The following is an 18297-nucleotide window of genomic DNA, read 5'->3' on the forward strand; positions in this document are numbered from 1 at the left end:
CGCCATGTTCGACACAGCCCTCGAAACCTCCTCGGAAACCCTCGTCCTCAAGGTGCTGGCCGGCCGCGCGCGGGGCGCCTCCGCTCGGCTCGACGACGGCGAGCCGGTCGATCTCGGCCACGGCTTCGACGCCGACATCGTGCTGCGCGACCCCAGCGCCAAGGGGGTCCGCGCACGGCTGACGGCGCGGGAGGACGCCGCCGACCTCGAGATCCTGGAAGGCCGCGCCGAAATGCTCGGCCACCTGCTGGTCGCGCCCAGCAAGGCGGTTCTGCCTTTCTACGTGCCGCTGCTGATCGGCGACAACGCCGTGGCCATCGGGCTGGAGGGCAGTCCCCGCTGGGCCGAGGCCGAGCGGCTGCTGACCACCGCCCCGCCCGGCGCCGCCCACGACCTGACCGACCTCGACCACGACTATGGCGAGACGATCGCCCGCCGCCTGTTCGACCGCGGCCTGGCCCTCGTGCGCGGCACGCCGCACCTCGTGCCCGGCCTGGTGTTCGGCGCGGCCCTGGCCTGCGTGACCTACGCGGCCGCCAACGCCCCGATCTGGAACGGCCGCCACGCCAGCGCCAGCCAGGTCCACGCCCTGCTGCGCGAGGAGGGCTACGGCGCCCTCGCGGTCAAGCCGGGCGAAGGCGACAAGCTGGTGATCGCCGGCGTGCTGAACCGCGAGGCCGACAAGGACCGCCTGCGCCAGATCGTCGACGCCCGCGAGGTGCCGGCCCGCATCGAGGTGCAGACCAGCGAGTCCCTGGCCCAGAACGTCGAGGACGTGTTCATGGCCAACGGCCTGGCCGCCACCGCCCGGCCCAACGGCCTGGCGCGGGTCCAGGTGCAGGTCACCGGTCCCGCCGAAGAGGTCGCAAAGGTGCGGAACGTGGCGCTGACCGACGTCCGCGGCCTGCGCGCCCTCGACATCTCGCGCGCCGACGGCGGCGGCGACCGCTTCGGCAAGGTGTTCGACGAAGGTCCCGGCAAGCGCGTGGTGTCGGTGGTCGGGGGCGAGGCCGGCTACGTCGCCACCGCCGACGGCGCCCGCTACTTCGCCGGCGCGATGCTGCCGACCGGCGACCGCATCGTCGCCGTCGAGAGCCAGGCGGTGACGGTCGAGAAGGGCGGCGCCCAGACCAAGCTGATGTTCTGAAATCCAACCCGAGAAGGAGAACGACCATGGCCGACGAAATCCAGGGGTTTGGCAACCTCTCCCTGGCCTCCACCCTCCAGGGCACGAACAACAAGAACCGCCCCGGCACCTGGTTCGAGGCCATGGCCCACGCCTGGGGCCAGACCCTCGACGCCCAGGCGGTCAAGATCACCGAGCTGGCCGAGCAGATCGGCCCGGGCGGCGAGGACAAGCCCTCGGTCATGGCCATGCTCACCGCCGAGAGCCTGCGCATGAACTTCATGGCCAATTCGGAATCCACCTCGGTCGACAGCGTCGGCCGGGCCCTCGAAACCATGGCCCGCAAGAACTAGCGGCCCTTCAGTCGAAAGAGACGTCATGTCCTTCGATCCCGTTTCGGCGGCGGCCCTGGCCGCCCCGCAGGAAGCCCAGGTCACCCAGGTCGGCTACGGCGCGACCCTGACCGACGCGGTCCAGTTCCAGAACGCGCTGCACGTGGCCGGCGCCCAGGCCCCCTCGGGGCTGGGCGGGCCGGAAGCCCTGGCTCCGGCCATGAAAGGCATCTTCAACCAGCTGGAGTTCGTCAACGGCCAGGCCTCGAACCTGGCGGCCCACGCCAAGGCCGCCGAGGCCAAGGGCGCGGCGATCACGCCCGGCGAGATGATCGGCCTGACCGTCCAGTGCCATGAGTTCATGTTCAACTGCCAGCTGACCTCGAACATCGCCAACCGCACGTCCGACGGCCTGCAGCAGTTGTTCCGGCAACAGGCCTGAGGAGGCGAGCCATGCGCAGGAGCCTCATGGCCGCCCTGGCCGCGGCGTCGCTGCTCCTCTCGGCCTGCGCCGAGAAGGAGCTCTACGGCGATCTCTCCGAACGCGAGGCCAACGAGATGGTCGCCGTGCTCCAGAACGCCGGCGTCTCGGCCGCCAAGAGCACCAAGGACGGCAAGGTCTGGACCCTCAAGACCCGGCCTGAGCAGTTCTCGTCCGCCGTGGCCGTGCTGCACGACCAGGGCTATCCGCGCGACAAGTTCGAGAGCCTGGGTGACGTCTTCAAGAAGGAGGGCTTCGTTTCCTCGCCGATGGAGCAGCGGGCCCGGCTGATGTACGGCCTGAGCCAGGAACTGAGCCAGACCATCTCGTCGATCGACGGCGTGGTCCAGGCGCGGGTGCACATCGCCGTGCCCGAGGCCGATCCGCTGGCCGAGACCCAGAAGCCGTCCTCGGCCTCGGTGTTCATCCGCCACAATCCCGACGTCGACCTGTCGGGCCAGGTGGGCTCGATCAAGGCGCTGGTCACCAACTCGATCGAGGGCCTGCCCTACGACAAGGTGACGGTGGTGATGTTTCCGGCCCGGCCGGTGATGACCCAGGCCCAGCCCTCCGCCGTCAAGTCCCTGACCGTGCCGGCCATCGCCGTGGTGCTGGCCGTGGGCGGGGTGGGCGCCTACCTGCTGACCCGCCGTCCGAAGAAGAAGCCCCGGCCCCGCCTGCGCGCGGTCGAGCCTGAAAGGCCGGCGGCATGAGCGGCGCGGACGCCCGAGCCCGGATCGTCGCCCAGGCGCGCGTGCTCGACGCCGCCGGCGCGCCGGCCGGGTTCGAAGTCGACCTGGGAGCCCGGGCGCGCCGCCTGTCGCGTAGGCTGGCCGAGCGGGCGGGACGCGGTCCTGCCCCCGCGGTCGATTTCGCTGATGTGGCCGCCCTCCCCGACTGGGCGTCCTGGCCGGCCGGGCGCCGCGACCTGTTCGTCCACCTGGCCGGAGCCACGGCCTGCGCGCCGGCCCTGCGCCGCACGATCGACGGCCGCGTGCTGGCCCGCCTGGCGCGCCTGCTGGGCGAGGCGACCCTTGACGCCGTGCTGGCCACCCTGCCCGGCCTGGTTCCGCCCTCGCCCTGCGACACCGCCCTGGCCAGCGACCAGGGCCTGCGCGACCTGGGCGCGGCGGTGTTGCTGTCCGAACTCGCCGACCGCCCCGCCCTGTCGATCCGCCTGGCCCACCTGCTGGACGCCCAGCCCTGGCCGCTGCCGGCCGCCGTCGGCCAGGCCGCCCTGCACGCGGCGCGCGGAAGCCTGCTGGCTCTCGAGGCCGGCCAGAAGGAGGCGGCCGCATGAGCTACCTGCTGCTCGCCTCCGCCCCCTCCGCGGTCCTGCTGACCGACGACCCGATCCTGCGCCGCGAGGACGTCGCCCACTTGGCCCAGGCCGCCGAGATCGTCTCCGGACTCGAGGCCCATCGCCAGGCCGTCCGCGAGGCCGCCGTCGCCGACGGCTTCGTCCAGGGCCACGCCGCAGGCCTCGCCAAGGCCGCGCGCGAAACCGCCGAGACCCTGGCCGGCGTGCACAACGCCCTGCAGGCCGAGCGGGCCCGTCTGCGCGCCTCGTCCGCCGCCCTGGCCCTGGACATCGTTCGCCGCATCGCCGCCGGCCTCGCCCCGCAGGAGGTGCTGGCCGCCCTGGCCGAGCAGGCCGCGCGCGACCTGCTGCCGGAAGAGCCGATCGGCGTCCGCGTCGCGCCCGAGGCGGTCGGCGCCGTCAGCCGCCACCTGTGGCCGATCGGCGCTCGGATCGAGGTGCAGGGCGATCCGGACCTAGCGGCTGGCGACTGCGTGCTCGACACCCCATCGGGCCGCACCCACGCCGGGCTCGAAGTCCAGCTTCGCGCCCTGGAGACCGTGTTCGCCGCCCGTGACGAGGCCGCCACATGAACGCGCCCGACGCCGTCCTGCGCGACGCCCTGCGCCATGCCCGCACCGTCGAGCGGCGCGGCCGGGTCGTCCAGGCGTTCGGCACCACGATCCGGGCCACGGGCCTGGACGCCCGCATCGGCCAGGAGTGCGAGATCGTCGACCGCGCCAATGGCGGCCGCGTGAAGGCCCAGGTGGTCGGCTTCCAGGACGGCGCGGCCATCCTGACCCCGCTGACCCGTCTGGAAGGCCTGTCGATCGACGCCGAGGTTCTGGCCGGCCCGCGCCGCAGCGAGATCGGCGTCGGCGACGGCCTGCTGGGCCGGGTGCTGGACGCCCATGGCGAGCCCCTGGACGGCCTGGGCCCGATCGCCGGGCCGTTGCGCCCGCAGGCGGTCTATGGCGAGGCCCCCAATCCCCTGGCGCGCGCGCCGATCGACACCGTCTTCGCCACCGGGGTGCGCAGCGTCGACACCCTGCTGACCACCGGCGAGGGCCAGCGGGTGGGCGTGTTCGCCATGGCCGGCGGCGGCAAGTCGACCCTGCTGGGCATGTTCGCCCGCCACGCCCAGGCCGACGTCAACGTCATCGCCCTGATCGGCGAACGCGGGCGGGAGGCGCGCGAGTTCCTCGACGACTGCCTGGGTCCCGAGGGCCTGGCGCGTTCGGTGGTGATCGTCTCGACCTCCGACCGGCCGGCCATGGAACGGGTGCGCGCGGCCCACGTCGCCACCGCCATCGCCGAGGGTTTCCGGGCCCGGGGCCGCAAGGTCATGCTGCAGATGGACAGCGTCACCCGCTTCGCCCGCGCCCTGCGCGAGATCGGCCTGTCGGTGGGCGAACCGGCCGTGCGCCGGGGTTTCCCGCCCTCGGTCTTCGCCGAACTGCCGCGCCTGTTCGAGCGGGCGGGCGCGGCCGAAGGCGGGGCGATCACCGCCTTCTACACCGTACTGGTCGAGGACGAGGACGGCGGCGACCCGGTCGGCGAGGAGGTCCGCTCGATCCTCGACGGCCACATCTATCTGTCGCGCAAGCTGGGCCAGGCCGGCCATTATCCGGCGATCGACATCGCCGCCAGCCTCAGCCGGGTCTTCCCACGCGTGACCTCGACCGCGCATCAGGCCCAGGCCGCCAGGGTGCGTGGCTGGATGGCCAAGTACGCGGACATCGAATTCCTGCTGCAGATCGGCGAGTACAAGGCCGGCGGCGATCCGCTGGCCGACGTCGCCATCGCCAAGCGGCCGGCGATCGAGGCCCTGCTGCGCCAGGGCCCGCACGAGCGCGTCGCCCTCCCCGACGCCTTCGCCGCCCTGGCGGAGGCCGCCGCATGAACCCGCGCCGTCAGCTGGACATCCTGACCCCCGTGGTCCGCCTGCGCGAACGGCGGGTCGAGGTCGCCCGCCTGGAGGCCGTCGCCGCCCGCGACGCCCTGGCCCTCGCCGAGGACGCCCTGGCGGCCCGCGAACGCGCCATCGCCGCCCACGACGCCGCCTTGGCCCGTCTCGACGCCTGGTTCGCCGAAGGCCTGTCCGGCTCGGCCGCCATGGTCGAGACCGCCCTGGCTCGCCGCCAGATGGTCGTCGACGCCCGAGACCGCGACGTCGAACAGCGCGACCAGGAACGCGGGGCCGTCCAGCTGGCGCGAGAGGGTCTCGAGGCGGCCTTGCGCCTGCTCGTGCGCGCCCAGGGCCGGTTCGAGGCGATGAACGGCCAGCGCGACCGCGCCCGCTCGGCCCTGCTGGCCTGGCGCGACGAGCGCCAGCAGCAAGAGACCGAGGAACAATCCGTCCGGAGGGCCACGCGATGACCACCACCCGCGACGTCTCGCCCCCCGAGCGTTCGACCACGCCCCAGCACCGTTCCGCCGGCGAACCGGCCACGCCGTGGCGCGGCGCCGAGTTCAACGCCGCCCTGCAACGGGCCGCCGAGCGTCATGCGCCGGTGGCCCGCCAGCCGGCGTCCCGCGCCGAACGCGAAGACGAGGACAGGACCGAGGACGGCGGCGACCTGTCCGCCCTGTTCGGCCCCGCCCACGACTTCAAGGGCGCCGACCTCGCCTCGGCCGACAAGGCGCCGGTCGAGGGCGTCGGGGCGCCCGGCGCGGCGGCCTACGGCGCGGCCGAACCCGTCGTCGTCCAGCTGCCGGCCGGGGCCACGGGCGCGGAGATCGAGGCCTTCGCCGCGGCCATGGAGAAGGCGTGGCTGGCGGCCGGGGGCAATGCCTCCAAGGGCGTGGCCATGGGTCTGGCCGATCGCGGCTCGCCGCTGACCGGCCTGGGACTGGCGCGCGGCGCGGACGGCTCGCTGTCCCTGATCCTGGCCGCCCACCCCAACGCCACGCCCGAGGTGACCAAGGCGCTGGAAGCCCTGCGCAAGCGCCTGGAGGTGCGGGGCCTGGCCCTGGCCGACCTGCAGGTCGAGGCGGACGACGGCGACTTCGAACGCCTGATCCCGAAGGTGGGCTGATGTCAGCGCGGCGGCAGACCCCAGCGCGTGGCGCCCCGGTCGGCCTCGGCCGCGCGGGCCACGGCGCGCGCCACCTCGGCGGGCGCGTCGCCGGCCGCCCAGCGCTCGGCCAGGGTCTCGATCAGCCGGCGGGTCTGGGCGTTGTGCAGGCCCTCGGTCGGGTCGCCGGCGTCGGCGCGCAGCTTGTCGACATAGAGGGCGGCGGCCCGGGGCGAGGCCGAGACCAGGTCGATCAGATAGGTGGCGGCGGTCTCGAAGGCCTCGCCGCCCAGGGCCTCGTCGCTGACGTCGCGCACCAGCCACACGCAGAGGAATTCCAGCGGCCCGACATTGCGGCTGTTGGTGCGCAGCGGACCGTCCAGTCCCAGCCCCGCGAAGCCGCCCGCGCCCCAGGCCGGCAGCCGCGTCGAGGGCAGGCGCGCGGTCATCAGGGCCTGGGCCAGGGCGTCGGCGACCAGGACCTTGACGTCACGGTCGCCGAAGTGGTCGACGGCGGCCAGCAGCTTGGCGAAGCCGGGGTACAGCGCCTCGCCCAGGTCCAGGCACACGCGCTCCAGCACGTCGACCCGGCCGTCGAGGGTGGATTGCGCCTGCAGCCCCTCGACCAGGGCCTGGGCGGCGCCGAACCAGTCCGGTTCGGCCTTGAGGATGCGTTCGGCCATGACGCCGGGAAGCTAGCCTCAGCCGAAGCCGTTGTCGCGGGTGTCGGTGAGGCGATCGCTGACCGCGCGGGCGGTGTCGTCCAGGTCGCGATGGGTGGCGGAGAGGCTCAGGGCCCCCTCCTGGCGCGAGAAGGCCGAGAAGTCCCCGAACGCCTGGCCCTGGCGACCGGCGGCGGACGGCGAGGCGCTGTCCAGGCCCCGGGCCCAGACGCCGGAGACGGCGTTGGCGTCGATGCGGATGGTGGACATGGCGGACTCCTTCGCACCCTGGATACGGCTGAGAACGCGCGGACGCCATTCGGGTTTTCCCTAGTGAGACCGCCCGTCGCAGGGGGCCGGTCATGAGGGCGCTGCGCCTGCACGCGCCGGACCTGGATCCGGCCGAGGCGGCCTTCGCCGCGCTGGACCTGGCGGTCGGAGCGTTCGAGGGCGCGCCGCCGCGTCTGGTCTGGCGCACCGACGCCTTCGCCCGGCTGATGCCCGAGGTCTCGCCCGGCGACGTCGCCCCGCCCGCCCTGGACGCCGCGCTGGAGGCGGCGGGCCGCGGCGAGACCGCGCCCCTGTCGCTGGAGGGCGGCGAGACCGTTCTGGAGGTCCGGCCGGGCCGCGGCCTCGGCGGACGGCTGTACCTGAAGCTGTCCGACGCCGCCGAGCGCCAGGAGGCCGAGGCCCGCCGCCTGGCCGATCGCGAACGCCTGTTGCTGACCTCGCGGGTGATGTCGGTCGGCGAGATGGCCACCATGATCGCCCATGAACTGAACCAGCCGATCGGCTCGATCGCCAATATCGTGCGCGGCCTGAAGGCAAGACTGTCACGCGACGCCCTGACTGTGGCCGACGGCGTCGAGGCCCTGGACAAGGCCGCCGACCAGGCGCTGTTCGCCTCGGGCGTGATCCAGCGCATGCGCTCCTTCGTCGAGCAGCGCCAGCCCCAGGTCGAGCCCCTGGACCTGCCGCGCCTGGCCCGCGCCACCCTGGACCTGTTGGACTGGGAGATCGCCCGCGACCGGGTCTCGGCCCAGGCCCTGTTCGACGACGACCTGCCGCCGGTGCTGGGCGATGCGGTGATGATCCAGCAGGTGCTGGTCAACCTGGCCCGCAACGGCCTGGACGCCATGCGGGGCGAGCCCCAGCCCCGCCGCCTGGCCATCGCCGGCCGCCGCCTGGAGGGCTCGACGCGGATGGTCGAACTGACCGTGGCCGACACGGGCCCCGGCGTCTCGGAAGAGGCGGCGGGCCGGATGTTCTCGCCGTTCTTCTCGACCAAGCCCGGCGGCATGGGCGTGGGGCTGGGGATCTGCCGCTCGATCATCGAGCTGCATCGCGGCCGCCTCTGGCACACCCGCGAGGAAGGGGGGCCCAAGTCTTCGGGGGGAAGCGTGTTCCACATCGCGCTGCCGACGGCGCGCCGGGAGGATGAACCATGACCGTTCAAGACGCCGCCGCGTCCCGTTCGGAGCCGCCGCGCAGCCTCGGCGCGGTCTGCCTGGTCGACGACCACGGCGAGTTCCGCCAGTCGGCCGCCTGGTGGCTGGAGAGCCTGGGCTACGAGGTGAGGACCTTCGACGATCCGCAGGCCTTCCTCGACGCCGGCGATCCTCCCGCCGACGCCTGCCTGCTGTTCGACGTGCGCATGCCGACCATGTCCGGGCTGGAGCTGCTGGACGCGGTCAAGGCGCGGGGCTGCGAGCGGCCAGTGATCTTCATGACCGGCCACGCCGACGTGCCCCTGGCGGTGGAGGCGATGAAGAAGGGCGCCATCACCTTCCTGGAGAAACCCTTCCAGGAGGCGGCGCTGGAGGAGGCCCTGGGCCTGGCCTTCGCCCGCCTGCGCCCCGCCACCACGCCCGGCCAGGACCTCTATGCCCGCCGCGTCGCCAGCCTGACCGAGCGCGAGCGGGAAGTGATGGCCCTGGTCGTCGCCGGCCGGGTCAACAAGATCATCGCCTACGAGTTGGGCATCAGCCCCAAGACCGTCGAGCTGCACCGCTCGCGGATCATGACCAAGATGGAGGCGGCCAGCCTGACCGAACTGGTCCGCATGGCCATCACCGGCACGACGGACGGCGACGCATGACCGTGCTCGCGGCCCCCTTGGTCCAGGATCTGCAAACCTTCGACCCCGCCGAGGTCGCGGCCCGCAACCGCGCCCTGGCGGTAATGTCCGCCCTCCCCGCCCCCGGCCTGCGCATCGCCGCCAGCCTGGTCGAGCCGCCGCCCGGCTCGTGGATCCTGTGCGGCCAGGAGCCCGACGCTCCCCGCCTGGCGGTCGTCGCGCTGGACGGCGCGCCGTTCGCCCCCGCGGACGACGCCGCTCTGTTGGTCGCCCTGGACCGCCTGGAACCGGTGCTGGCCGCGATCGAGGCGGCTACGGGCCTGAACCTCGAACCCAGCGATATCTCCGGCCAGCCTCCCGAGGCGGGCGTCGCCATCGCCCTGGACGTGACGCGGGAGGCCGAGGCGGCGCCGAGCCGCCTGGTCCTGCACGTCGCCGCCGACGCGCCCGCCGCCTGGCCGGCTCCTGCAATCGACCTTTCCGCCGACGGCGCCCACATGGCCGCGCCCATCGCCTGCCGCCTGGTGCTGGACGCCGCCACGGTGACCGCCGCCCGCGTCGCCGCCCTGCGGACCGGGGACATCGTGCTGACCGCCTGGGGACCCCGGCAGCCGGGCGACGCGCGCCTGGTCCTGCCCGACCGCCGGCTGGTCGGCCGCTTCGACCCCGCCGACCGCCGCTTCACCGTCATCACCCTGGAGGACAGCGCCATGACCGCGCCACCCATGGACGCCGCCGTCCAGCCGGCCGATGCCCCCGGTCCCAACATCCCGCCCTTCGCCCCCGCCGACCTGCCCGTCGCCCTGCGGGTGATGCTGGGCGAGGTCAGCCTGCCGCTGTCGGAGCTGACCGGCCTGCGCCCCGGCTCGACGGTAATGCTGGGCGGCTCGGCGCGCGACACCCGCGCCGTGCTGCTGGCCGGCGACCATCCCATCGCCACCGGCAAGCTGGTGGCCGTGGGCGAGGCCTATGGCGTGCTGATCGAACAACTGGCGACGGGAGCCTGACCCCGGATGGACCTGTCGTCGTTCACGCCCGGTTCGGCCCTCATCACCGTCATCCTGCTGGCCCTGGCGCCGTTCGTGGCGGTGATGGTCACCTCGTTCACCAAGATCGTCGTCACCCTCAGCCTGCTGCGCAACGCCCTGGGCCTGCAGCAGGTGCCGCCCAACATCGTGCTCAACGGCCTGGCCCTGATCCTGACCCTCTACGTGATGTATCCGGTCGGCCAGCAGATGGCCGCCGCCAACCAGGGCGTCAAACCCGTGGCCGCCGTCAGCAGCGACACCCAGGCCCTGTTCACCTACGCCGACAAGGCCAAGGAGCCGCTGCGCGCCTTCCTGATGAAGCACTCGACGCCGCGCGAGCGGGCCTTCTTCCTGAAGACCGCCCAGCGCATCAACGGGCCGGAGAAGGCCCGGACGATGACCCAGCGCGACTTCATCGTGGTGGTGCCGGCCTTCACCGTCTCGGAGCTGGCGGCGGCCTTCCAGATCGGCTTCCTGATCTTCCTGCCCTTCCTGATCATCGACCTGGTGGTCTCCAACATCCTGTTGGCCATGGGGATGATGATGCTGTCGCCGACGACGGTGTCCCTGCCCTTCAAGCTGCTGCTGTTCGTGCTGATCGACGGCTGGGTGAAGCTGGCTCACGGCCTAGTCCTATCCTACACCTGAGGAGCTTCCCATGATGAACGCCCAGGCCATCGAGCTGGTGAACCAGGCCCTGTGGATGGTGCTGATGCTGTCGGCCCCGCCGATCGTCGCCGCCTCGGTGGTCGGCGTGGCCGTGGCCATCGTCCAGTCGGCCACCCAGCTGCAGGAGCAGACCCTGCAGTACGCCGCCAAGTTCTTCGCCATCGTGCTGACGATCTTCCTGACCGCAAGCCTGCTGGGCGGCACGCTCTACCGGTTCGGCGACCGGGTGTTCACCGAGTTCCCGGCCATGGTCCGCCGCTGATGCCGGAAACGGCGCCGGACTGGCTCAGCGCGATCTTCGCCAACACCCTGGTGCTGGCCGTGGGCGCCACGCGGATCGCCGCGGCGTTCATGCTGCTGCCCCTGCTGTCGCCCGAGACCGTACCGGCCCTGGTGCGCAACTCGATCTTTCTGGCCTTCGGGGTGATCGTCGTCACCCTGCAGCCGCAGATCGCCCACAGCGACCTGCCGACCGTCCAGTGGATCCTGATCTTCGGCAAGGAGGCGCTGATCGGGGTGGTGATCGGCTTCTTCTTCGGGACCATGCTGTGGGCCTTCGAGGCGGCCGGCCAGATCATCGACGCCAAGGTCGGGGCGACCATGGCCCAGGTCGTCGATCCGCTGAGCGGCCACCAGACCTCGCTGAACGGCGAGTTCCTGGCCCGGCTGGCCAATTTCGTCTTCATGTTCTCCGGCGGGCTGCTGCTGCTGGTCGGCACGGTCCTGGACAGCTACGCGGTCTGGCCGATCGGCAGCCTGACGCCGGTGCTGTCCCTGCGCAGCTTGTCGCTGTTCGAGGGCGAGTTCTCGCGGCTGATGGTGCTGGCGGTGATGCTGGCCACCCCCGCCCTGGCCATCCTCTACCTGGTCGACGGAGGCCTGGGCCTGATCAACCGCTACGCCCCGCAGTTGAACGTCTTCTCGCTGGGCCTGGCCATCAAGTCGTGGATCGCCACGGCGGTCGTCCTGGCCATGCTGACCGGCCTGGTCCAGCTGCTGCTGAACGAGATCGGCGCGCGGCCCTCGACCGTCCTGCAGGCGCTGCGGGCGATGTCGGGGAAGCCGCTCTGAAGCGCCGCTAGGGAATACCCTGATGGGGTACGCCCCAGCTAGCGGGGCCGTCGCGTCTGGAGCCAACTGTCGATCGAGGCCGCAGGACGCGGCCGGCACGATTGGACAGGGGTTGAAGGATGACCAGCATCAACACGGCCTTGGCGACCGCCGTGAACGCCAGCTTGCTGACGGAGATCGGCGCTCAGATGGGCCAGGGCCTGCGCACGTTCGGGGCCATGCAGTTCACGCTCGGCCTGATGGCCGGCGGCGCCTTCCAGGCCGCGCCCAGCCAGCCGAAGTTCACCGCCGCCATGCCCGAGAGCGGCAAGGCCGAGATCGACCTGGGCGACGGCAACACCCTGTCGATCAACGAGGCCAGCTCCGAGGTCGTCATCCGCGACGCCGACGGCAACGCCACCCGCATCTGGGGCGACCCCCACGTCAGCTACAATGGCAAGCAGGTCGGGGACTTCTGGGGCACGACCACCTTCGTGCTCGAAAACGGGACGAAGATCACGATCAACACCGAAACCTCCAAATGGAACAACATGACCTACGCCGAGCAGATCGTCGTCACGCGCGGCGATCAGGCCTTGGTGATCGACGGGGTCAGCGAGCAGACCAAGGGCGACTTGACGGTCTCGCTGGGCGGCGACGGCTACGCCCTCGACGCGGCCCATGATGACGGCCTGGTGATCAACGAGAACGACGGCGCCAGCAGCGGCTGGACCAGTTCGATCACCGGCGCCGCCGTCGGCCAGGCCGACTTCAACCTGACCAAGCCGGGCGCCGAGGGCCTGCGCGAGGCGCTGGAAGCCTTCAACGCCACCCTCGGGCTGATGCTCACCGGCTGGCTGCTGGGCGCCTTGGTCAAGGCGGACACCGACGTCGCCGCGACCGTCGCGGCCAAGCCCTTCGCAGCCCTGCCCCTGGTGAACGCGGCCCGGTTCTGAACCCTCGCCGAGACCGCGTCCGATCCCGGATCCGCTCACGCGGGTCCGGGACTTTTTCGTGTCCGAAAGACAGGTCCTGCCGGTGAAGCAGCGGCTCGGCGCGCCCTCTAGTCCGCGCTGGTGCGCACCACGACCGGCAGGCCCGCCGGCGGCGGGGCCAGGGCGGGGCCCGGCTCGACTCCGGCGACCATGAACCGGCGGGTCCCGGCCTTGTAGCCGAACGACCAGTACTGCCCGGCCAGGGCGGACCGCGCGGGCGGCGTCAAGGCGGGGTCGGCGACCCAGCCGCCCTCGGCGGCGGCCTTGCGATAGTAGGCGGCGATCGCCTCACGCCCCAGCCCGACGGGAGCGCGATAAACCTTGGTGCTGACGTTCGGCGTGCGCCAGATCTGCGGCTCGGCGGCCAGGCCCGTTTCGAGCACGCGATCGTAATCGCCGGCCGAGGCCTGGCTCAGGGGCAGGGTGCGGGCGTCGACGAACTGCGCCGGCGGCGCGGGGGTCCGCACCGCCGGCGCCCGGCCGCACGCGGCCAGGCCCAGGATCGTGGCGAAGGCCGCCGCCAGCAAGGGCGGGGCGAAGGCGGTCGATCGCGTCATCGGGCCTCGACGTCGACGAGTCGCGGCGTCAGGGCTTGGCCTGCCGCACGACGGTGTCCAAGGCGGTGTTGTAGGCGCTCTTGGAATTGCTGCCCACCGCCTCCTCGCCCGTGTTGCGGTCGGTCGGCACGGCGGCCAGGTCCAGGGCCTTTCCGGCGGCCGAAGGATCGTCCTGGATCGCCTTGAGCGCGGCGTTCGTGCCGATGGTCACCCACTCCTTGGCCACCGCCGCGGCCGTGCCCACGCCCCGGCCGCCCACGCCCGACTTGTCGATGATCGTCAGGCCGCTCTTGAGCACGGCGCTCAGCAGCTCGGCCTGTTCCTTGCGGTCGGTGGTGATCGAGGCGGCGGCGGCCTGCACCCCGCCCGCATAGTGGCCCAAGGCCGTGGCGTTCTCATAGCGGTCGACCTTGGTCCCGTTGGGCAGGGTGACCTGCTCGGTGGCCTCGAACCGGTTGATCGGGTTCTCGTTCTTGGTCCCGCCCACCTGCAACTGCTGCATCATGTCGGCCAGCGGTTCGGTCTGCTTGTCGTTGAGCATCTGCTTGGCGTAGGTGGCGAAGGCCGTGCCATCGCGGGTCTCGGCGTTGAACGACAGTTCGCGCATCACCCCCGACACGTCGCTCCTGAGCACCGCGGTCAGGCCCTCGGCCATGGTCCGGGTGGCCGCGTCGCGGTCCATGACGCTGACACCCAGCAGCAGGTTCTGCTGCGGGACCTCCTTCAGCACCGCCGAGCCTTCGGCAAAGAGCTTGGCCTTGAAGTCGGCGTCGGTCGACTGGGCCCCGGCCTCCAGGATCGCCTTGTAGGTCGAGGTGTCGAGCGTGGTGCTGTTGCTGTGCGCCGCGCCGCCCATCGAGACGGTCGTGGTGTCCATCTCCTCGCGGTGGATGGACGCGGACAGCACACCGCGCAGTTGTTCGGGACTGAGGGCCTTGAACGCCTGCTCGGCGACGGCCGGATTACCCTTGAGGCTGGCCAGCACCTGGCCCACGGCGGCGGCCTCGGCGTCACCATGGCTGGTCACCCGGATCGAGCCGCCCAGGGTGAACGGGCTGGTGGTGTCGGCGGCGTGGTCCAGGGTCGAGCCGGCCTGCGCCTTGACGTAGTCCAGCTTGGCGTCGGCGGTGGCGTGGGTGGCGATGGCCTTGCCCAGGGCCTCCACGTCGGCCTTGCCGTGATAGTCGCCGCCCGCCTTGGCGAAGGCGTCCGACAGCGACTTCAGTTCGGCCCCGCCCAGGTCCTTGGCCATCTCGGCGAAAAAGTCGCGCTTCTCGTCGGCCGACAGGCCGCCCAGGCCGAAACTCTTGCCGTCGTTGATCTCGGAGACCAGCTTGTCGAGCCCGCCGTCCTTGGCCAGCTCGCTGATCGCCGCCCGGGCATTGGTCGCGTCCAGATCCTTCAAGGCGCCGACCGCGTTCTTCACGTCACCGTTGGTGATCGGGTTGAAGAAGCCGCTTTCCATCGCCTTGTGGACGGTGTCGACCGCGTCCTTGGACGGCTGGAGCGAGGGCGGCGGCGGCGGGGGCGCCTGGCGAACCGTGGTCGAGGACGCGGCGTCGAGCATGGCGAAACTTCCTGACTGGCCGCCAACCTCGGCGGCGCCTGGAGTTTCGACCGTGGGGGTCACGATCGCCAGCTAGGGAATTCCCTAGTCGCGGTGATGAGCGGTCGCGCCGTCAGGTTGCGCGCGACGGCGCAGCGCGCGATGGTCGGCGCCGGCGATATCCTCGCCTCACGGAACTCATCGGGAGCGGTGGGGTTCCACTTCCAACACCAGCGCTTCCAGGTATGTCGGACTTAATGCTTTGTATGTCGGACTTAATGCTCTCTCGTCGCGTGACCGACCTGGCGCAAGCCGACCGCTTCCAGTTGCTGGTCGACGCGGTGAAGGACTACGCGATCTATCTTCTCGACGTTGATGGCCGCGTGGCGACGTGGAACACCGGCGCCCAGCTGTTCAAGGGCTATACCGCCGACGAGATCATCGGCCGACATTTCTCGACCTTCTACACAGAGGAGGACCGCGCGGCGGGCCTGCCCGAGCGTGCGTTGCACACCGCGGCGACCGATGGCCGGTTCGAGTCCGAAGGCTGGCGCGTTCGCAAGGACGGCACGCGGTTCTGGACCCACGTGGTGATCGACCCGGTGATCGAAGACGGCGAGGTGATCGGCTACGCCAAGATCACGCGCGACGTCTCCGAGCAGCGCGCGGCCGACCGGGCGCTATACGAAAGCGAACAGCGCTTTCGGCTCCTGGTCCAGGGCGTCAAGGACTACGCCATCTATATGCTCGACCCCGAGGGCAACATCACCAACTGGAACTCGGGCGCGCAGGCCATCAAGGGCTACGCCGCCGCCGAGATCATCGGTCGCCACTTTTCCCTGTTCTATACGCCGGAGGACCGTGACGCCGGGGCGCCGGCGAAGGCCCTGGCCACGGCGCTGCGCGAGGGCAAGTTCTCCGGCGAGGCCCAGCGCGTCCGCAAGAACGGTGAACGGTTCTGGGCTAGCGTCCTGATCGATCCGATCCGCGACGAAACCGGCAAGTTGCTGGGCTTCGCGAAGGTGACCCGCGACATCACGGAAAAGCGCCGCGCCGAGGAGGAACTCGAACGCTCGCGCGCGGCCCTGGTCCAGGCCCAGAAGATGGAAGCGATCGGACGGCTGACCGGCGGCGTCGCCCACGACTTCAACAATCTGCTGACCGTGATCCGCGCCTCGGCCGACTTCCTGCGGCGGCCGAATATCTCCGAAGAGAAGCGCGTGCGCTATGTCGAGGCGATCGCCGAGACCGCCGAACGGGCCGCAACCCTGACCGGGCAGCTTCTGGCCTTCGCCCGCCGCCAGCCCCTCCAGCCCGAGGTCTTCGACGTCTGCACGCGCCTGAGGGGCCTGCAGCGGATCATCGGCAGCATGATCGGTTCGTCGGTGACCATCCAGAACGACCTGGCCGAGGTCGAGCATGTCGTGGAAGCCGATCCCACCCAGTTCGACACCGCGATCCTCAACATGGTCATCAACGCCCGGGACGCGATGCCGCGCGGCGGAACGATCAGGATAGGCGCGCGGACCGTCGGCGGCGTCCCCGCGGTTCGGGGCCACGCCGGCGCGACCGGGACGTTCGTCGCCGTCGACATCTCCGACGACGGCGAGGGAATGTCGCCCGAGACGCTGCAGAAGATCTTCGAGCCCTTCTTCACCACCAAGCCGGTCGACAAGGGCACGGGCCTGGGCCTCAGCCAGGTCTACGGCTTCGCCAAGCAGTCGCGCGGTGAAATCGACGCCAGGAGCCAGCTGAACGTCGGCACGACCTTCACGCTCTACCTGCCCAGCGCCGACGGACAGGCGCCGACCGTTTCCGCCCCCACCGGCGACCTGTCGGAAGCGTCGAACGTTCCGCGGCGGCGGGTGCTGCTGGTGGAGGACAACGAGGGGGTCGGCAAGTTCGCGGCGGGCCTTCTCAAGGAGTTGGGCCAGGCGGTCACCTGGGTCGGCGACGGACAAGCCGCGCTGAAGCAGTTGAACAACGACCCCAACGGTTTCGACCTGGTGTTCACCGACGTGGTCATGCCCGGCATCAATGGCCTGGAACTGGCCCAGATGATTCAGCGGCAGCGGCCCGACCTGCAGATCGTGCTGACCAGCGGCTACAGCCACGTCATCGCCGAACAGGGCGCCCAGGGCTTTCCGCTGGTGCGCAAGCCCTATTCGATCGACGGCTTGCTGGCGATACTGGCCTCGCGGCCGGATCAGCGCGGATAGCCGCCGACCTCCTTCTCGTCGTCGATCACCCGACCGGTTCCCTCGCGGACCTCCCGGACGATACGGCGGTCGACAGCATCACGATCCCAAGGCCGGGCGCCGGCGTTGGCCAGGACCTTGCCTTCGACCCGCCGGGCGTCGATCGCCTGCAATCCCTCTGGCCATAGCGGCGGCCTGTCCAGCAGCCTGACCTTTGGCAGGGGGGCGGTCGGCAGCACGCGGACGGGCGGCATCTCGCGGCCGTCGGCATAGATCGCCAGGTTGTCGCGCGCATGGAGATCCAGGTCGCCCTGCCCCTCGACGATCAGGAACGGCAGCTTCGGATCGGTCGAGGCGCCGCCCTTGACCACGTTGCCGACCAGGGCCAGGCGTCCGGCGCGCCAGGCGTGGCCCACCCATTCCGAGGCGTTCAGCGCATAGTGCATGGCCCGCGTGCCCGGATCATAGACCAGGTTGTTGACGGAGACGGCCTCGACCGCGCCCTTGAACAGCTGGTTGCGCTCGCGGTTGTGGGCGTAGAGGTTGCCGACGATCAGCACCTGCGTGGCGTTGTCGTGGATCAGGCTGCCCTTGGAATGCTCGCCCTTGACGTGGCTGGCGTTCGACAGGCCCTCGGCGACGATGTTGTTGCTGAAGGTGATCCGGTGCGAGGTCCCCTCCCGCCAGCCCTTCGGGTCCTCGCCGCCCGTGAAGCGCGGCCCCGAGGCCGAGAGGTTCTCGTCGGTGGCCCAGCTGATCGAGCAGTGGTCGACGATCACGTCATGGGCCTTCCAGCAGGTGATGCCGTCGACCTCCCAGCCGCTGCGCGAGGCCGCGCCGTCGCGGCCCGCCCGCACCCGCAGGTGGCGGACGATGACGTCGTGGGTCTCGATCGCCAGGCCGCCCTTGATCAGCGTGACGCCGGGCGACGGCGCGGTCTCGCCGGCGATGGTCAGGAAGGGTTCGGTGACCTTGAGACCCTGTCGGCCCAGGTCGACGACGCCGGCCACGTCGAAGACCACGGTGCGCGGACCCTTGGCCGCCAGCGCCTCGCGGAACGAGCCCGGGCCGGAGCCAGCCAAGGTGGTGACCCGGATGACCGTTCCGCCGTCGCCGCCGGGCGTGCCGCTGGCCCAGCCCAGGCGTTCGAACATCCGCGGCTTGGGCGCCGCGGTCGCCACGCCGAACGTCGGAAGCGCCAGGGCGCCGCCCAGCAGCGCCCGTCGCCCGATCCTGGTCACACCCATCACGTCAGCCTC

At 71.4% G+C, this 18297-nt stretch carries 22 protein-coding genes; 17 read left to right on the forward strand and 5 right to left on the reverse strand.

From position 1 onward, the window contains the following. The first annotated feature begins 4 nt into the window (after positions 1–4). From AC07NX_RS00480 to AC07NX_RS00520, 9 genes are read left to right on the forward strand one after another with little or no spacing between them, the layout of a single operon-like run. The gene (locus tag AC07NX_RS00480) at positions 5–1147 is read left to right on the forward strand and encodes a SctD/MshK family protein (RefSeq protein WP_494638144.1); all 1143 of its coding nucleotides are present in this window, start codon (positions 5–7) and stop codon (positions 1145–1147) included. Between the two features lie 26 nt (positions 1148–1173). Beyond that, positions 1174–1479: a hypothetical protein gene (locus AC07NX_RS00485; protein WP_494638146.1), complete on the forward strand. Its 306-nt coding sequence runs from the start codon at positions 1174–1176 to the stop codon at positions 1477–1479. Positions 1480–1504: 25 nt separating this feature from the next. Continuing rightward, complete coding sequence (locus AC07NX_RS00490; protein ID WP_494638148.1) at positions 1505–1900, forward strand: hypothetical protein; 396 nt, start codon at positions 1505–1507, stop codon at positions 1898–1900. An 11-nt stretch (positions 1901–1911) separates the two neighbouring features. Next, the gene (gene sctJ, locus AC07NX_RS00495; protein ID WP_494638150.1) at positions 1912–2652 is read left to right on the forward strand and encodes a type III secretion system inner membrane ring lipoprotein SctJ; all 741 of its coding nucleotides are present in this window, start codon (positions 1912–1914) and stop codon (positions 2650–2652) included. After that, positions 2649–3239 carry a hypothetical protein gene (locus AC07NX_RS00500; protein WP_494638152.1) on the forward strand — a complete coding sequence of 197 codons (591 nt, stop codon included), beginning with the start codon at positions 2649–2651 and terminating at the stop codon, positions 3237–3239. Before sctJ ends, AC07NX_RS00500 begins: the two co-directional genes overlap by 4 nt. Next, positions 3236–3832, forward strand: coding sequence for a FliH/SctL family protein (locus AC07NX_RS00505; protein ID WP_494638154.1), 597 nt, complete (start codon positions 3236–3238; stop codon positions 3830–3832). Before AC07NX_RS00500 ends, AC07NX_RS00505 begins: the two co-directional genes overlap by 4 nt. Next, positions 3829–5142, forward strand: a complete 1314-nt coding sequence (locus tag AC07NX_RS00510) for a FliI/YscN family ATPase (protein ID WP_494638156.1) — start codon at positions 3829–3831, stop codon at positions 5140–5142. The genes AC07NX_RS00505 and AC07NX_RS00510 overlap by 4 nt, the downstream gene beginning before the upstream one ends. After that, positions 5139–5618, forward strand: coding sequence for a hypothetical protein (locus AC07NX_RS00515; RefSeq protein WP_494638158.1), 480 nt, complete (start codon positions 5139–5141; stop codon positions 5616–5618). The genes AC07NX_RS00510 and AC07NX_RS00515 overlap by 4 nt, the downstream gene beginning before the upstream one ends. Further along, complete coding sequence (locus AC07NX_RS00520; RefSeq protein WP_494638160.1) at positions 5615–6277, forward strand: hypothetical protein; 663 nt, start codon at positions 5615–5617, stop codon at positions 6275–6277. The genes AC07NX_RS00515 and AC07NX_RS00520 overlap by 4 nt, the downstream gene beginning before the upstream one ends. A 2-nt stretch (positions 6278–6279) precedes the next feature. Here AC07NX_RS00520 and AC07NX_RS00525 read toward each other — a convergent pair whose 3' ends face one another. Then, a complete protein-coding gene (locus tag AC07NX_RS00525; protein WP_494638162.1) occupies positions 6280–6939 on the reverse strand; it encodes a hypothetical protein in 660 nt (219 codons plus the stop codon). Between the two features lie 18 nt (positions 6940–6957). Then, positions 6958–7188 carry a hypothetical protein gene (locus tag AC07NX_RS00530; RefSeq protein ID WP_494638164.1) on the reverse strand — a complete coding sequence of 77 codons (231 nt, stop codon included), beginning with the start codon at positions 7186–7188 and terminating at the stop codon, positions 6958–6960. 92 nt (positions 7189–7280) lie between these two features. Between AC07NX_RS00530 and AC07NX_RS00535 the strand changes: the two genes are divergently transcribed. The 7 genes from AC07NX_RS00535 to AC07NX_RS00565 all read left to right on the forward strand — a co-directional run bounded on the left by AC07NX_RS00535 (position 7281) and on the right by AC07NX_RS00565 (position 12698). Then, positions 7281–8366 carry a sensor histidine kinase gene (locus tag AC07NX_RS00535; protein WP_494638166.1) on the forward strand — a complete coding sequence of 362 codons (1086 nt, stop codon included), beginning with the start codon at positions 7281–7283 and terminating at the stop codon, positions 8364–8366. Then, entirely contained in the window at positions 8363–9016 is a 654-nt protein-coding gene (locus AC07NX_RS00540) for a response regulator transcription factor (RefSeq protein WP_494638168.1), read from the forward strand. Before AC07NX_RS00535 ends, AC07NX_RS00540 begins: the two co-directional genes overlap by 4 nt. Then, the gene (locus AC07NX_RS00545) at positions 9013–10002 is read left to right on the forward strand and encodes a FliM/FliN family flagellar motor switch protein (RefSeq protein ID WP_494638170.1); all 990 of its coding nucleotides are present in this window, start codon (positions 9013–9015) and stop codon (positions 10000–10002) included. The genes AC07NX_RS00540 and AC07NX_RS00545 overlap by 4 nt, the downstream gene beginning before the upstream one ends. A gap of 6 nt (positions 10003–10008) precedes the next feature. Continuing rightward, a complete protein-coding gene (gene sctR / locus AC07NX_RS00550; RefSeq protein ID WP_477035587.1) occupies positions 10009–10671 on the forward strand; it encodes a type III secretion system export apparatus subunit SctR in 663 nt (220 codons plus the stop codon). Between the two features lie 10 nt (positions 10672–10681). After that, a complete protein-coding gene (gene sctS, locus AC07NX_RS00555; RefSeq protein ID WP_051963481.1) occupies positions 10682–10954 on the forward strand; it encodes a type III secretion system export apparatus subunit SctS in 273 nt (90 codons plus the stop codon). After that, positions 10954–11763, forward strand: coding sequence for a type III secretion system export apparatus subunit SctT (gene sctT, locus AC07NX_RS00560; protein ID WP_494638172.1), 810 nt, complete (start codon positions 10954–10956; stop codon positions 11761–11763). Before sctS ends, sctT begins: the two co-directional genes overlap by 1 nt. Positions 11764–11882: 119 nt before the next feature. Beyond that, a complete protein-coding gene (locus AC07NX_RS00565; protein ID WP_494638174.1) occupies positions 11883–12698 on the forward strand; it encodes a DUF1521 domain-containing protein in 816 nt (271 codons plus the stop codon). A gap of 107 nt (positions 12699–12805) precedes the next feature. Here AC07NX_RS00565 and AC07NX_RS00570 read toward each other — a convergent pair whose 3' ends face one another. Further along, complete coding sequence (locus AC07NX_RS00570) at positions 12806–13294, reverse strand: hypothetical protein (protein ID WP_494638176.1); 489 nt, start codon at positions 13292–13294, stop codon at positions 12806–12808. Positions 13295–13322: 28 nt separating this feature from the next. Continuing rightward, positions 13323–14861 (reverse strand): hypothetical protein, encoded by a 1539-nt coding sequence (locus AC07NX_RS00575; RefSeq protein ID WP_494638178.1) that lies wholly within the window; start codon positions 14859–14861, stop codon positions 13323–13325. Between the two features lie 257 nt (positions 14862–15118). Here AC07NX_RS00575 and AC07NX_RS00580 point away from each other — a divergent pair, with 257 nt between their 5' ends. Further along, positions 15119–17059, forward strand: a complete 1941-nt coding sequence (locus tag AC07NX_RS00580) for a hybrid sensor histidine kinase/response regulator (RefSeq protein ID WP_494638180.1) — start codon at positions 15119–15121, stop codon at positions 17057–17059. On the opposite strand, the gene AC07NX_RS00585 is transcribed toward AC07NX_RS00580, so the two are convergent. After that, complete coding sequence (locus AC07NX_RS00585) at positions 17047–18285, reverse strand: pectate lyase family protein (RefSeq protein ID WP_494638182.1); 1239 nt, start codon at positions 18283–18285, stop codon at positions 17047–17049. The genes AC07NX_RS00580 and AC07NX_RS00585 overlap by 13 nt on opposite strands. Positions 18286–18297: the final 12 nt, after the last annotated feature.

Source organism: Caulobacter sp. GW821-FHT09A05 (assembly GCF_059418465.1).